Here is a 13,944-nt window from a genome sequence, read left to right on the forward strand (position 1 = left end):
CGAAATCGCCAACGGCGACGCGAGGGAGGAACGACCGAGCGCCCTTGACGCCCGACCCGAAGCCGCCACCATCAAGACCAGGAGGGCGGCCCCACGTTCACCACGCCAACCCGGCAACCCCGAGACCGGCCCACGCCGAACCGACAGACCTGACCACCCCCGGACCGGCCCACGCCGAACCGACAGACCCGGCCCACCCCCGGACCGGCCCCACACCACACCCCCGGACCCGGCCCACCCGGGACCGATGGACCGATGGACCGATGGACCGATCGGCCCCGGCCCACCATCCCGACCCGGCCACCCCCAGACCGGCCCCACGCCACACCCTCGGACCTGACCACCGCCGAGAACCGGCCCCATGCCCACCACACCAACCCGGCCCCACCCGGATCCGGCGACTTACCCCGACGTACCGGCTCCCCGCCGGCCGTGCCTACAGCGGCAGCGCGCACGCCGCGACCGGCGACGTGAACGCCGCCCCCGCCGAGCGGAGTTCACCCGTCCTCCGGTCGACATGGAAGACGGTCACGGTGCCGGAGCGCTGGTTCGCGGCGAACAGCAGGGTGCCGGAGAGCGAGAGGACGATGTGCCGCGGGAAGTCGCCGCCGACCGGGACCGTGTCCAGCAATCGCAAGCGGGCGCCGCCCGCCTCGATGGCGTAGCGGGTCAGGCTGTTGTGGCCACGGTTGGCCAGGTATGCGTACGCGCCGTCCGGGCTCACCACGAACTGCGCGGGATAACTGGTACCGGCTCCGGTTCCGGTGGACTGCGGCTCACCCGGCCGGAGTGTGCCGGTGCGCGGGTCGTACGCACAGACAACGACGGTGTTGTCCACCTCGTTGGCCAGGTAGGCGAAACGGCCTGAGGGATGGAAGGTGAGGTGGCGGGGGCCGGCCCCCGGCCTCACGGTCGCGTGCGAGACGCGGGCGAGCCTGCCCGCGGACGGGTCGAGGTGGTACGTGTACACGGTGTCGTTGCCCAGGTCGACGGCGAGCACATGGCCCCCGTCCGGGCTGGTGATGATCTGGTGGGCATGCGGGCCGTCCTGCCCGGGCCCGGGCGGCGGACTCGAGTGCGTGACGAGGGAGCTTCGCTCACCGAGTGCGCCCGAGGCCTCGATGGGGTGGACGGCGACGCTCCCGGACCCGTAGTTGGCGCTCAGCAGCCAGCGCCCGCTCGGATGCACCGACAGATGACAGGGCGCGGCCCCTCCGGTGGTACGGCTGCCGAGCACCTGGTGCTTGCCGTCGTCGGCGATCCGTACGGCGGTCACGCCACCGGCCTCGCGCTCATTGACCGCGTACAGCGTGCGCCCGGAGGGATGAACGGCCAGGTACGAAGGCTCGGCGACGCCTTCGAGGACCCCGCTCCCGGTGATACGCCCGCTGCTCACGTCGTACGCGGCCAGCCCGATTCCGGCGCCCCCGCCCTCGACGGATGTGTACGTCCCGAGGAACAGCGGGCGCGTCCCGCGAGCCCCGCCCGGCGGCGCACCCGCCGCCGGCCGCGCCGCCGGGGGCGCCTCGCACGCGGGCAGCACGGCGGCTGCGGCAGCGGCCGAGAGAGCACCTACGAAACGACGCCGGCCCATGTTTGCAGCGTTGTCCGTTCCCATCCAGGCACCCTAGCGACTGGGGGCGTCCGGCACCTGCGTGCGACGCGTCTCGGTCCTGGGTGAACAGGTCCTCGGGGTCCGTGACGGTGAAGGCGTGGTCCAGCCGGCGATCGAGGATGGTGCCCGGCCTCACGTCCCGTTGTTGACGCGGTCGCCACCCTGGCGTCACATCGTGATCGACCCGCACAAGGCCGGCATGCGCGAGCGGTGCGTTGAAACACCCGCTGCCTGGAGCCACGAAACGGCCGTCACCGAACCGCTCGGCATCAGGCCGTGGCCGCGCCTGTCCTCACATCGCCCCCTGAACACCGAGCGCGGTCAAGGGCTGGGATACATAGGATGAGCGTGGTGGTCAATCTCGGCGCCTTCGCTTGGAGGATCGTGATGACACAGGATGGCGGGCTGAGGCTGCATATGCGGCGTGTCCTCCGCGCACCGCGCTCGGTCGTTTTCCGGGCGTTGACCGAACCACAGGAACTGGCCAAGTGGTGGGGCCCTGACGGGTTCGCCGTCCCGACTGTGGAAAGCGACCTTCGACCTGGCGGCGGCTATCGGTTCGCCATGCAGCCTCCGGAAGGCGATCTGTTCTACCTGGTGGGGGAATTCCTTGAGGTCGCCCCTCCGGAACGCCTGTCCTACACCTTCCGGTGGGAGGATCCCGATCCCGAGGACCGGGAGACGGTGGTGACGCTGTCGCTTCGCGATATCGGCGGTACGCGGACCGAATTGGTCTTCAGCCAGGGCGACTTCGCCACTGAGCGGCGCCACGCTCTCCACGAGGAAGGCTGGACCCAGAGTCTCGACAAGCTGGACGAGCTGTTGTCGTCGGCTGCGCCGGCCTGAGATCTCCCGCCGCGGGGAGGTGGCCGCGACGGTGAAGGGCGACAACGCAGCACCTGTTGTCATTTCGTGGGGTCGTCGAACCAGTTCCGCCACGCCACCCCTCGCCGGAGCCCCTGGATGTCAGAGGTGCGCCTCGCCTCCACCGGCGGCCATGGCCTGGGCGATGCGGCGGTTGGTCTGGTGCCAGAGCGCCTTGGGGACCTTCGGCAGCACGTCGTCCCAGAGTGGAAGTCACGTCCCCCGCATCGGCGTCATCCCATCGGGCCTGGCCATCAGGAACATGTGCAGGTGGGCTCCGCCGTCGCCCCACTTGTTCACGTGTACGCGGGCGACGCCCTCCAGCGACCTGATCGCCCGCTCCACCCGCTGGAGCATCCCTCCGAGCTCCGCGGCGCGTTCCGCAGGCAGTTCGTGCAGGTCGTAGTGGCCGCGCAGCTGGAGCAGCACGGTTGCGGGCAGTGCTCCCGGCTCTTGGTCGCTGCTGAGCCGCCAGTGCTCGTCGGTCCACAGGAACTCGCTGTCCGGGCTGCTGCAGGCACTCCGGTCGCTTCCAGGGGGCTGTCACCAAGCGATCACCGCAGGCGGTCACGGGGGCCACCCATGACGAGCCGGCCGACACGATGGCCGCGGTCTCGCCTCGGTCGACCCGGTCGCCTGCCGTCGGGCAGAAGACCCCGAGGACCACCGGTACTGGCCGGAGGCGTTCCACGACGCGGCGGGCGGCGTGCGTGACCACCCGCCCCGGCGCACCCCTCGTCCGTCTCAGCCTTCGTCCGGCTCCAGCCGCAGCGAGATCGAGTTGATGCAGTACCGCTGGTCCGTCGGCGTCGGGTAACCCTCGCCCTCGAAGACATGGCCCAGGTGCGACCCGCACCGCGCGCACCGCACCTCGGTACGGAGCATGCCGTGGGAGCGGTCCTCGATCAGCTCGACCGCGTCCGTGTCCTTCGGGTCGTAGAAGGACGGCCAGCCGCAGTGCGACTCGAACTTGTGGTCGGAACGGAAGAGCTCCGCACCGCACGCGCGACAGGAGTACGTCCCCGTCGTCTTGGTGTCGGTGTACTCCCCGACGAAGGCGGGCTCGGTGCCGGCCTGGCGCAGGACCTGGTACTCGGCGGGGCTCAGCTCCGCGCGCCACTGCTCGTCCGCCTTCTCGACGTCGTACGCCATGAATACGCCTCCTCAGCTCGACAGGCGGGCCAGGATCACCGGACCGAGGTCCGTTACATCGCCCGCGCCCATCGTGAGAACGAGATCGCCGGGCTTCGCCATTCCCGCGACGACGTCGGGAATCGTGGCCTTGCCGTGGACAGCGGTGACATCGGCGCCGGCGGTACGGGCCGCCTCGATGATCAGGTCGCTGGTGATGCCCGGGATCGGGTCCTCGCGGGCCGGGTAGATGTCCAGCACCACCGAGGCGTCGGCGAGCGCGAGGGCCTGCCCCATCTCGGTGCCCAGCTCCTGCGTGCGCGAGAAGAGGTGCGGCTGGAAGACGACCAGCAGCCGGGAGCCGGCGGCCGCGCCGCGCATGGCCTCGAGGTCGGCGGTCATCTCGGTGGGGTGGTGCGCGTAGGAGTCGATGACCTGGACGCCGGCCGCCTCGCCCTTGAGCTGGAGGCGTCGCTTGACGCCCGTGTACTTGCCGAGTGCCGATGCGAGGTTGTGCGCCGGGATGCCGAGGGCGACACCGGCCGCGAGGGCGGCCACCGCGTTGTGGGCGTAGTGGCTGCCGGGGACGGAGACCATGAAGGTCAGCAGCTTCCCGTTGAGCAGGACCGTCACCTCGCTGGTGAGACCCCGCGGGGTGACCTTGTGGACGCGGACGTCCGCACTCTCGGATTCGCCGTAGGTGACGACCTTGAGTGTGGACAGGTCCCGGACACGGGAGGTGAGCTCGACCGCGCCGGGCTGGTCTGCGGAGATCACCAGCGTGCCGCCGGGGACGACCTTGCCGACGAAGGTCTCGAAGGAGTCGTAGATCTCGTCCATCGAGGCGTAGTTGGCGTGGTGGTCCAGTTCCACATTGAGGACGATCGCGACCTCGGGGTCGTACTTCTGGAAGCTGCGGTCACTCTCGTCGGCCTCGGCGACGAAGATCTCGCCGTCGCCGTGCCGGGCGTTCGTCCCCGGTTCCCCGAGGTCGCCGCCGATCGCGTACGAGGGGTCCAGACCGAGCTCGGTCAGCGCCACGGCAAGCATGGAGGTCGTCGTGGTCTTGCCGTGGGTGCCGGCGACGGCGATCGAGCGCAGGCCGGTCATCAGGGAGGCCAGCGCGTCGGAGCGGTGGACCACCGGCACGGACAGCTCGGCGGCGCGGGCCAGCTCGGGGTTGTCGGCACGGATCGCGCTGGAGACGACGACACAGCTGGCGTCGGCGTCCACGTGCTCGGACGCATGCCCGATGTGGACGGTCGCGCCGAGTGAGCGCAGGGCCTCGGCCGTCGCCGACTCCTTGGCGTCACTGCCCGCGACCTTGGCGCCCCGCTGGGCGAGGATCTTCGCGATGCCCGACATGCCGGCTCCGCCGATGCCGATGAAGTGCGGGCGTTCCATGGCGCTAGGGACGGCGGGTGCCATGTGTGTGTCTCCCAGGATGTGCGACTACGTGCGAGGCCCCAGCCTATTCCCTGCCCGGCTCCGGACCGGCCGCCTCCCCCGCCCCCGGACCGACCGCCTCCCCGCTTCGGCGCCGCACGCCTGCTGCTCGGGCTCCGCGCCGCCGCGTCCCGCTCGCCCGGGCGCCTACTCGCTGTGCGCGAAGAGCTTGAGCACCGGGACGCCGACCTTGTGGCGGGCCCTGGAGGCCCAGTCGCGGTGGAAGAACTCCTCCACGTAATGCGGCTCGGTCAGCACGATGACCTCGTCGGCGTCGGACTCCTCGACCACGGTCTTCAGCTTGTCCAGCGGATGGTCCTCCACGACCTGGCCCCTGGCCTCGCAGCCTGCCGCCCGCAGCCCCGCCAGCGCGTGGTCCAGGGCGAGCTCGGCAGGGGCCTTGGCCGCCCGCCCCGCGGGCTCGTCGCCCTCCTGGCCGGCCTTCCTCAGCTCGCCGAGCGCCACGTCGTCGATGGCGCGCAGCAGTACGTCGGCCTGGTCGCCGCGGGGCTGCATCAGCACGACGAAGGAGACACCCTCGTCGCCGTGCAGGGTGGTGACGAATTCCACGTCTTCCGGGGTCAGGGGCTTCTCGATCATCAATACGCTTGTGAACACGTCAGGAGCCCTTCTGCGGAAACCATCCTTCCCCGTGCCCGCACGGGGTCTGTGTCTGCGAGTCTGCGCGTCTGCGAAATCAATTCTGCCCGGCGGAAGCCAAGCGGAAGGGTAAGCTCCGCCGAATGTCAGATGCGACGGTATCGGGTGAACAAGAACCCCGCCTCCTCCAGTACTGAGACCAGGGCGAACCGCGCCGGATCGGGCAGCACGGGGCCGCCGGCGATGCGCTGGGCGTCCCCCGCCGTCAGCGTCGGCGACAGGGTCAGGCACAGCTCGTCGAGTACCCCGGCCGCCACGAACTGACCCAGCAGCCGTGGCCCGCCCTCCGTGAGCAGCCGCATCAGACCGCGCTCGGCCAGGGCGTGTACGGCCCTCGCGGGCTCGACCCCGGGGCCGTCCCCGGCGATCACCACCTCGACGCCCGCCTTCTCCGCCTCCCTGATCCGGTCCGGCGGCGCGGCGGCCCCCGTCAGCACCAGTGTCGGCACCAGCGGGTCGCTGAACAGGGGCAGCGCGAAGTCCAGCCGCAGTGAGGCGCTGACCACGGCGATCGCGGGCGCGGGACCCTGACCGGCCGCTGCCCTGCGCTCCGCGAAGGCGTCGCGGGCCCGGGCCGGCCGGTAGCCCTCCAGCCGTACCGTTTCCGCTCCGACCACGACGGCGTCGGCCAGACCCCGCAGGGTGCCGAAGATCCGCATGTCCGTGTCCGAGGAGATGGGCTGGGAGCGGCCCTCGTGCTGCGCCGCGCCGTCGAGGGAGGAGACCATGTTGGCCCGCAGCCAGGCCCCGGTCCTGGCAGCCCCGGTCCCGGCGACGCCCCTTTCGGCCGACCCGGCGGCGCCCGCCCCCGCGTCCGGGTACGCATAGGCCTCGGCCAGCTCGTCCAGCGACCACTTCCGGTCGTCGGCGGCCCCGGTGGCACTCGCCGGGCCGGTCACTGTCGGGTCGGTCACAGGGAACAGGCGTCGCATCCGAGCAGTCTGACACGGCGCTTACAGTTAAGAACTGTGTCGACGACCAGCTCCATAACCGAAGCCGCTCCCCTGTCGCTGTGCGCCCGCGAGCCACAGGTACCCGCCGACCGTCTGGTCGCCGAGATGGTGCCCCCGCCGCGCTTCGACTCGGTCCGCTTCGACACGTACGTCCCCGACCCCCGGCAGCCCAGCCAGACCGATGCGGTCAAGGTGCTGAGCGAGTTCGCGACGGGCCTGGGCGGGGCGCACGCCACCGGCACCGGCAAGCGGCGCTGGTTCGCGAAGAAGCCGGCCGCTCCTGCCGGACCGCGCGGTGTCTATCTCGACGGCGGCTACGGCGTCGGCAAGACCCATCTGCTCGCCTCCCTCTGGCACGCCACCCCCGCGGCCCCCGAGTACAAGGCCTTCGGCACCTTCGTAGAGCTGACGAACCTGGTCGGCGCGCTCGGCTTCCAGCAGACCGTGCGGACGCTCGGCGGACACCGGCTGCTGTGCATCGACGAATTCGAACTGGACGACCCGGGCGACACCGTCCTCGTCTCCACCCTGCTCGGCAAGCTGGTCGACGCGGGCGTGGCACTGGCGGCCACCTCCAACACGCTGCCCGGCAAGCTCGGCGAGGGCCGCTTCGCCGCCGCCGACTTCCTGCGGGAGATCCAGGGCCTGTCCGCCCACTTCCGCCCGCTGCGGATCGACGGCGAGGACTACCGCCACCGCGGGCTGCCCGAGGCCCCTCCCCCGTACTCCGACGAGGAGGTCACCAAGGCCGCCTACGCCACCGAGGGCGCGTCCCTCGACGGCTTCCCGCAGCTGCTGGAGCATCTCGCCAGGGTCCACCCCAGCCGGTACGGCGCGCTCACGGACGGCCTGCGCGCGGTCTGCCTCACCGGCGTCGAGCCCGTGCCCGACCAGTCCACCGCGCTGCGCCTGGTGGTACTGGCCGACCGCTTGTACGACCGCGAGGTGCCGGTACTCGCCTCGGGACTGCCCTTCGACCGGCTGTTCAGTGACGAGATGCTGAACGGCGGCTACCGCAAGAAGTACTTCCGGGCGATCTCACGGCTGACGGCGCTGGCGCGGGACGCAAAGGGCTTGGTGCAGCAGTAGGTTCGGGGCGTGAAGGGCGTGGTGGCGCAGTAGGTTCGGGGTGTAACCCAACTTCCGTCGGAAGGGAACGCACATGGCCACCACGCGTCAGGCGCACACGGTCTGGGAGGGCAACCTCACCCAGGGCACAGGGACCGTCACCTTCGACTCCTCGGGCATCGGCGACCACGCCGTCTCCTGGCCGTCGCGCGCCGAGCAGGCCAACGGCAGGACCAGCCCCGAGGAACTGATCGCGGCAGCGCACTCGAGCTGTTTCTCGATGGCTCTCTCCCATGGGCTCGCCCAGGCCGGCAACGCGCCGACCCGGCTGACCACCCGGGCCGAGGTGACCTTCCAGCCCGGCACCGGCATCACCGGCATCCACCTGACCGTGGACGGCGAGGTCCCGGGCATCGGTGAGGCCGAGTTCGTCAAGGCCGCCGAGGACGCCAAGGAGAACTGCCCGGTCAGCCAGGCGCTGGCGGGGACGACCATCACGCTCACCGCCAAGCTGGGCTGAGGCGAGAGGGTTCCACCACGAGGCACAGTGGCCCGCATGGTTCACGCGGCTGCAACTGCGTGATACACACATGCGGGTCACATCTCCTGTCCTCCCCCATGGCCTTGGGCATGGGGGTGCCCCCACAGGGAGTTGCCCTATGTCTGCAACACGGCGTCACGTTCTTTCCCGCACCGGCGCGTTGGGTGTCGGCATCGCCTTCTCGGGTGCTTTCACCGAACTCTTCGCCGGCACTGCGGCCGCCCGCGGCCACGCCGGGTACGGCCCGCTCGTGCCGGATCCGGCCGGGGTCCTCGACCTGCCGAAAGGATTCCGCTACCGGGTCCTGTCCCGCGAGGGCGAGCCACTGCGCTCCGGTGAGGGCCCTGTACCGAGCAACCATGACGGGATGGCGGCCCTCGCCGGCAGGCGCGGCCGCGTCCATCTCGTGCGCAATCACGAGAACCGCCACACCGCGAAGATCGGCGTGCCGACGGTCGACGGACTGACCTACGACCCGACGGCGAAGGGTGGCTGCACGGCCCTCGAACTCGACGGGCGGAACAACGTCCTGTCCGAGCGGGTCGCCATCGCCGGCACCGCGGTGAACTGCGCGGGTGGTCCCACCCCTTGGGGCACGTGGCTGACCTGTGAGGAGACCGAGGACAGGGCCGGCAGCAACGGCTACACCAAGGACCACGGTTTCATCTTCGAGGTCGACGGCGCCGACCCACACCGCACCGGAGCCGTACCGCTGACCGCGATGGGCCGTTTCCAGCACGAGGCCATCGCCGTCGACCCGAACAGCGGGATCGTGTACGAGACGGAGGACGCGTTCCTGCGGCCGTTCGGGCTCTTCTACCGCTTCCTGCCGCACAAGCCGCTGGGCGGAACCGGGTCGCTGCGGGCAGGCGGTGCGCTCGAGGCGATGCGAGTGCCCGGCGTACCCGACCTCTCCGGGATCCAGGAGATCGGTGCAAGCTTCGACCGCGTCGAATGGGTGCCTGTGCCGGACAGCCAGGCGAAGGAGACACCGATCCGGCTCCAGGACTTCGGTCCGAAGGGCATCACGCACGCCCAGAAGCTGGAGGGCTGTTACTGGGGCGGCTCGTCCGTCTACTTCGTCTCCAGCTTCGCGCACAGCGCTGAGGGCTCGGCGGCCGACCACTTCGGCCAGGTGTGGAAGTACGAACCGCACCGGCGCAGGCTCACGTTGGTGATCGTCTTCGGTCCGAGCACGGACGTTCAGCTGCCCGGCGAGTCACCCGACAACATCTGTCTGGCGCCCGGCGGCGGCCTGATGGTGTGCGAGGACGGCGGCGGCGCGCAGCATGTGTACGGGCTGACCAAGCGCGGGGAGGTCTACCCGATGGCCCGGGGGGCGCAGAACATCGGCACTCCCGAGGAACCGGAGTGGGGCGAGTTCGCCGGCGTCACGTTCTCCCCGGACGGCGACACGATGTACGTGAACTGCTACACCCCCGGAACGACGTTCGCGGTCACCGGGCCCTGGCACTGACGAAACGTTCTGCCTGAGCCTCGGGCGAGCGCGGCGCGACGTGCGCGCCGCGCTCGCGGACCCGCCCGTCGCATCGCACGATCGGGGTGAGGCAGACGGACCGGAGAGAGGTGCCCCGTGCCCCCGAAGAAGGCGAAGGACCGAAGGAAGAAGGCGAAGGACCGAAGGAAGGCCGAGCAGCCCGCCCTGCGCGAGCTGCTGCGTATCCCGCCGGGCCGGAAGGTCGACCTGTCGTCGTACGACCCGAGAGCCACCCCGGCCGGTCCGCCGGACAAGCAGACAGGGCTGGCCGCGACCACCCTGATGGGCGAGGACCTCTTCGAACTGCAGGAGCGCCTGTACGCCGCGGCCACGGGGGGCGACCGTCGGCGCCTGCTGCTGGTGCTCCAGGGGATGGACACCAGCGGCAAGGGCGGGACCGTCAAGCACGTCGTGCGCGTGTTCAATCCGTCCGGCTGTCGTATCACCGCCTTCAAGACGCCGACCGAGGAGGAGCGCAGTCACCCCTTCCTGCGGCGCATCTTCCAGGCGCTGCCCGGCCCGGGTGTGATCGGCATCTTCGACCGCTCGCACTACGAGGACGTCCTGATCGTCCGCGTCCATGACCTGGTCCCCCGCGCGCAGCTCGGCCGCCGCTATGCGCAGATCAACCAGTTCGAGGAGATGCTCGCCGACGACGGCATCACGATCGTCAAGGTCTTCCTCCACATCGGCTACGAGGAGCAGCGCCGCCGACTGCTCCAACGCCTCGACAATCCGGACAAGCACTGGAAGTTCAACCCGGGCGACATCGAGGAACGGGCGCTGTGGCCGGACTACCGGAAGGCGTACGAGATCGCTCTGGAGCGCTGCTCGACCAGGACGGCGCCCTGGTATCTCGTGCCCTCCGACCGCAAGTGGTACCGCAACTGGGCGATCAGCAAGCTGCTGCTGGAACACCTCGAGGAACTGGACCCGCAGTACCCGAAGGACCACTTCGACGTGGACGGGTTCCGGAAGCGGCTGCTGGAGGAAACCTGACCTGCATGGTCCCCGCCATTCCCACGGCCGCTCCCGTTCACCACGGGCGCACGCCGGGAGACCCGGGCATCGCCGTCGCGTACAGCGGTCGTGCGCAGGGCCGCGAGGTCCACTGCCGGGCCCGGTCGTCCCGATGACGACGAGGCCGCCGCGGTCATCACCTCACAGGCGGGCGGCCGTCATGGCTCGGATCTCAGGCATCGCGGAGGCCGGCGGACAAAGGGTCATTCCCCGGGCATGCGCAGCGCGTTCGTCCAGAGCCGGGTGAGGGTCTCCACCAGCGTCTCGAAGGGCACGGGCTGGTCGGCGGCGAAGGTCACGTACGCCATGCGGCTCACCATGGCACTGAGGGCCCGCGCGGTGACTGCCGCATCGAGTGCCGGGTCGGCGAGTCCGTCTTCCTGGAGGCGGGTGATCGCCGCGGCACTGCGGTCGATGAACGCCTGCGACCGCTCCAGCCGCAACTGCAGGAACCGCCGGTCCACGGCCGCGGCCTGCTCCATGGCGGCCATCAGCGCCGCGTTGCGGCGGTACGACTCCAGGTAGGCACGGTTGGCGGCCTCCACCCCTCGGCGCAGCTCCCCGTGGCTGCCGCTGCCGACTCCCGCGTGCAGCATCTCGTCCTGCAACTCCGCCAGAACGGCCGCGAAGACCTCGTCCTTGGAGGGGAAGTGCGTGTAGAAGCTGCCGGTGGCGACCCCGGCCTCGGCTGCGATGTCAACGATCCGGGCATCCAGGTAGCCGTCTCGTTCGAAGATCCGCCGGGCTGCGGCGACGAGGGCATCCCTGGTGCGGATCCCGCGCCGGGTGCGCCGGGGTGCCGTGGGCTCGGGTGCGGAGTGGTCTGGGGAGGGCATGCGCCGCATCCTAGCCGACTATTGAATCCGAATCCGGATTCAAGTACGTTCCGATCCCATGGACACCACTGACACTTCCAGCGGCTGGAACCTCCTCGTAGCCCGCGATGACCTGTCGACGGCGGAACTGGTCGATGCGTCGGTCCCAGAGGTCCGGGACGGCGAGGCACTGCTGCGGGTCGACCGGGTCGGCCTCACCGCCAACAACGTCACCTACGCGGCGCTCGGCGACTCCTTCCGCTACTGGGAGTTCTTCCCGACCCGGCCAGGCTGGGGCATCGTCCCGCTGTGGGGCTTCGCCGAGGTCGTCGCGTCCCGGGTCGACGGCGTCGAGCAGGGCAGCCGCCTCTACGGCTATTTCCCGTCCGCCAGCCACCTGTTGGTACACCCCGGGCGGGTGGACGCACGCGGCTTCCGGGACGCGAGCCCCCACCGGGCGACGCTGCCCTCGCCCTACAACGCATACGCCCTCACCACAGGCGACGTCGCCTACGAGGCGGATCGCGAGGACCTCCAGATCCTCTACCGCCCGCTGTTCTGGACCTCTTTCGTGCTGGCCGACTGGCTCGTCGACAACACCTGGCTGGGCGCCCGCACCGCCGTCCTGTCGTCCGCGTCCAGCAAGACCGCCTACGGTGCCGCCTTCCTGCTCCAGGGACAGGGGTGCGAGGTGGTGGGACTGACGTCACGGCGCAACCTCGCCTTCACCGAGAGCCTGGGCTGCTACGACCGGGTGCTGGCATACGAGGACGTCCCCCAGCTCTCCCGGACCGCGCCCACCCTGTACGCCGACTTCGCCGGCGACGAGGCCCTGACCGCCAGGCTGCGCGCCCACCTCGGCGACGCCCTGGTGCACCATGTGGTCGTCGGCGTCACCAACCAGCAGCCCGGGCCCGCCGGCACACTGGCCGAGACCGGACCCGGCATGTTCTTCGCACCCGACCAGATGCGCAAGCGCATCGGCGACTGGGGGCGCGAGGGGCTGGACCGCCGTTTCGCCGACGCATGGCAGCGGTTCGCCCCCGTGGTCGAGGGGTGGGTCGACGTCGTCCACGGCCAGGGCCCCGAGGCTCTGGAGAAGGTCTGGCACGAGGTCCGGTCGGGGCGGACCGCCCCACGCACGGGCCATGTGCTCACCCTCTGAACGGATCCGCCACCCCATCGCGCCGAAGCCGCCCGCAACGGCTCCGGCTCCGGCTCCCGGGACCGTCCGCTGATGTCTGCCTCCCCTAATCGGAGGGGAAGTTCGGACACAGGCGTTCGTAACGCTGGTCACCGACGTAGAGGTTCCACTCGTCGTGGGTCAGGTTGCGGCCCGCTCTGCGGCACAGTTCGTCGCCCCACCCACGGGGTACGGGGGTGAGCCGGGCGGTGCGGTCCCAGGACGCCGTGGCCAGTGTGTTGCCGTCCGGGCCGAACGCCACCGCGGTCACCCACCCCGTGTGGCCGGTCAGCGTGGCGATCGGACGGCCGCGATCGGTGGCCCACAGACGTGCCGTGCCGTCCCTGCTGCTGGTCGCGACGGTGTCTCCATGGGGGCTGAACGCCACCGCGGTCACCTCGTCGGTGTGGCCCGTGAGAGTGGCGACCACCCTGTGGGTGGAGACATCCCACAGTTGGGCGGTTCCGTCCGTGGGGACGGTCGCCAGGGTTGTCCCATCGGGGCTGAACGCGACCCCGACCATGTATCCGGTGCTGCTGGTGAAGGTGGCGGTGGGCCGGTGGGTATGCGTGTCCCACAGTCGAGCGGTCCCGTCGGTCGAGGCGGTCGCCAGCGTCAGGCCGTCGGGGCTGAATGCCAGTGCGTCGACCCAGCCTCCGTGCCCGCGCAGTACAGCGACGAGGCGGCGCGTACGGACGTCCCAGAGGCGAGCGGTCCCGTCGGTGGAGGCGGTCGCCAGCGTCTTCCCGTCGGGACTGAAGGCCACCGCGTCCACCGCCTCGGTGTGCCCGCGCAGCACAGCGACGAGCCGGCGCGTACGGACGTCCCAGAGGCGAGCGGTCCCGTCCCTGGTGCCGGTTGCCAGTAATCGGCCGTCGAGAGCGAACGCCACCGCGAGCACGTGGCCGGCCCGGCCGGTGATGGTGGCAGTCGTTCGGCGTGTGCGGGGATCCCACAAGCGGGCGGTCCCGTCCCTGCTGCCGGTTGCCAGTAGCCGACCGTCGGGACTGAAGACGGCCGCATCGAGGTAGTCCCGGTGACCGGTCAGTGCGGTGATCGCCCGACGGGTACTTGTGCCCCATATACGGGCTGTGCCGTCGGCGGAGGCCGTGGCCAGCGACTTCCCGTCCGGACTGAACGCCACGGCCGT

14 protein-coding genes are annotated in these 13,944 nt (G+C 70.6%); 6 read left to right on the forward strand and 8 right to left on the reverse strand.

Features of this window, described 5'->3' with window-relative positions; all coding sequences use genetic code 11:
- Positions 1-436: 436 nt before the first annotated feature.
- The gene (locus ACFYWI_RS10455; RefSeq protein ID WP_389228370.1) at positions 437-1,618 is read right to left on the reverse strand and encodes a lactonase family protein; all 1,182 of its coding nucleotides are present in this window, start codon (positions 1,616-1,618) and stop codon (positions 437-439) included.
- 339 nt (positions 1,619-1,957) lie between these two features.
- Between ACFYWI_RS10455 and ACFYWI_RS10460 the strand changes: the two genes are divergently transcribed.
- The gene (locus ACFYWI_RS10460) at positions 1,958-2,461 is read left to right on the forward strand and encodes an SRPBCC domain-containing protein (RefSeq protein WP_389228373.1); all 504 of its coding nucleotides are present in this window, start codon (positions 1,958-1,960) and stop codon (positions 2,459-2,461) included.
- Between the two features lie 231 nt (positions 2,462-2,692).
- Here ACFYWI_RS10460 and ACFYWI_RS10465 read toward each other — a convergent pair whose 3' ends face one another.
- The 5 genes from ACFYWI_RS10465 to ACFYWI_RS10485 all read right to left on the reverse strand — a co-directional run bounded on the left by ACFYWI_RS10465 (position 2,693) and on the right by ACFYWI_RS10485 (position 6,648).
- Positions 2,693-2,908 carry a hypothetical protein gene (locus ACFYWI_RS10465; RefSeq protein ID WP_389228376.1) on the reverse strand — a complete coding sequence of 72 codons (216 nt, stop codon included), beginning with the start codon at positions 2,906-2,908 and terminating at the stop codon, positions 2,693-2,695.
- Positions 2,909-3,223: 315 nt separating this feature from the next.
- Positions 3,224-3,631 carry a peptide-methionine (R)-S-oxide reductase MsrB gene (gene msrB, locus ACFYWI_RS10470; protein WP_389228378.1) on the reverse strand — a complete coding sequence of 136 codons (408 nt, stop codon included), beginning with the start codon at positions 3,629-3,631 and terminating at the stop codon, positions 3,224-3,226.
- 12 nt (positions 3,632-3,643) lie between these two features.
- Positions 3,644-5,038 (reverse strand): UDP-N-acetylmuramate--L-alanine ligase, encoded by a 1,395-nt coding sequence (gene murC / locus ACFYWI_RS10475; RefSeq protein ID WP_389228381.1) that lies wholly within the window; start codon positions 5,036-5,038, stop codon positions 3,644-3,646.
- 165 nt (positions 5,039-5,203) lie between these two features.
- Complete coding sequence (locus ACFYWI_RS10480; RefSeq protein WP_389228384.1) at positions 5,204-5,674, reverse strand: indole-3-glycerol phosphate synthase; 471 nt, start codon at positions 5,672-5,674, stop codon at positions 5,204-5,206.
- 128 nt (positions 5,675-5,802) lie between these two features.
- Positions 5,803-6,648, reverse strand: coding sequence for a pyrimidine reductase family protein (locus tag ACFYWI_RS10485; RefSeq protein ID WP_389228387.1), 846 nt, complete (start codon positions 6,646-6,648; stop codon positions 5,803-5,805).
- Between the two features lie 36 nt (positions 6,649-6,684).
- Here ACFYWI_RS10485 and zapE point away from each other — a divergent pair, with 36 nt between their 5' ends.
- The 4 genes from zapE (at position 6,685) to ACFYWI_RS10505 (ending at position 10,775) form a co-directional block, all read left to right on the forward strand.
- Positions 6,685-7,758: a cell division protein ZapE gene (zapE, locus tag ACFYWI_RS10490; protein ID WP_389228390.1), complete on the forward strand. Its 1,074-nt coding sequence runs from the start codon at positions 6,685-6,687 to the stop codon at positions 7,756-7,758.
- A 73-nt stretch (positions 7,759-7,831) separates the two neighbouring features.
- Positions 7,832-8,257: an OsmC family protein gene (locus ACFYWI_RS10495; protein WP_389228393.1), complete on the forward strand. Its 426-nt coding sequence runs from the start codon at positions 7,832-7,834 to the stop codon at positions 8,255-8,257.
- A 139-nt stretch (positions 8,258-8,396) separates the two neighbouring features.
- Positions 8,397-9,755, forward strand: coding sequence for an alkaline phosphatase PhoX (locus ACFYWI_RS10500; RefSeq protein WP_389228396.1), 1,359 nt, complete (start codon positions 8,397-8,399; stop codon positions 9,753-9,755).
- A gap of 117 nt (positions 9,756-9,872) precedes the next feature.
- A complete protein-coding gene (locus ACFYWI_RS10505) occupies positions 9,873-10,775 on the forward strand; it encodes a PPK2 family polyphosphate kinase (protein ID WP_389228399.1) in 903 nt (300 codons plus the stop codon).
- A 224-nt stretch (positions 10,776-10,999) separates the two neighbouring features.
- Here ACFYWI_RS10505 and ACFYWI_RS10510 read toward each other — a convergent pair whose 3' ends face one another.
- Positions 11,000-11,632: a TetR/AcrR family transcriptional regulator gene (locus tag ACFYWI_RS10510; RefSeq protein ID WP_389228402.1), complete on the reverse strand. Its 633-nt coding sequence runs from the start codon at positions 11,630-11,632 to the stop codon at positions 11,000-11,002.
- Positions 11,633-11,690: 58 nt separating this feature from the next.
- Here ACFYWI_RS10510 and ACFYWI_RS10515 point away from each other — a divergent pair, with 58 nt between their 5' ends.
- Positions 11,691-12,776: a DUF2855 family protein gene (locus tag ACFYWI_RS10515; protein ID WP_389228406.1), complete on the forward strand. Its 1,086-nt coding sequence runs from the start codon at positions 11,691-11,693 to the stop codon at positions 12,774-12,776.
- 85 nt (positions 12,777-12,861) lie between these two features.
- Here the strand turns inward: ACFYWI_RS10515 and ACFYWI_RS10520 are convergent.
- Positions 12,862-13,944 (reverse strand): WD40 repeat domain-containing protein (locus ACFYWI_RS10520; RefSeq protein WP_389228409.1); only part of this gene is annotated, 1,083 nt, incomplete at its 5' end.

This window comes from Streptomyces sp. NPDC002889 (assembly GCF_042888425.1).
Classification (GTDB): Bacteria; Actinomycetota; Actinomycetes; order Streptomycetales; family Streptomycetaceae; genus Streptomyces.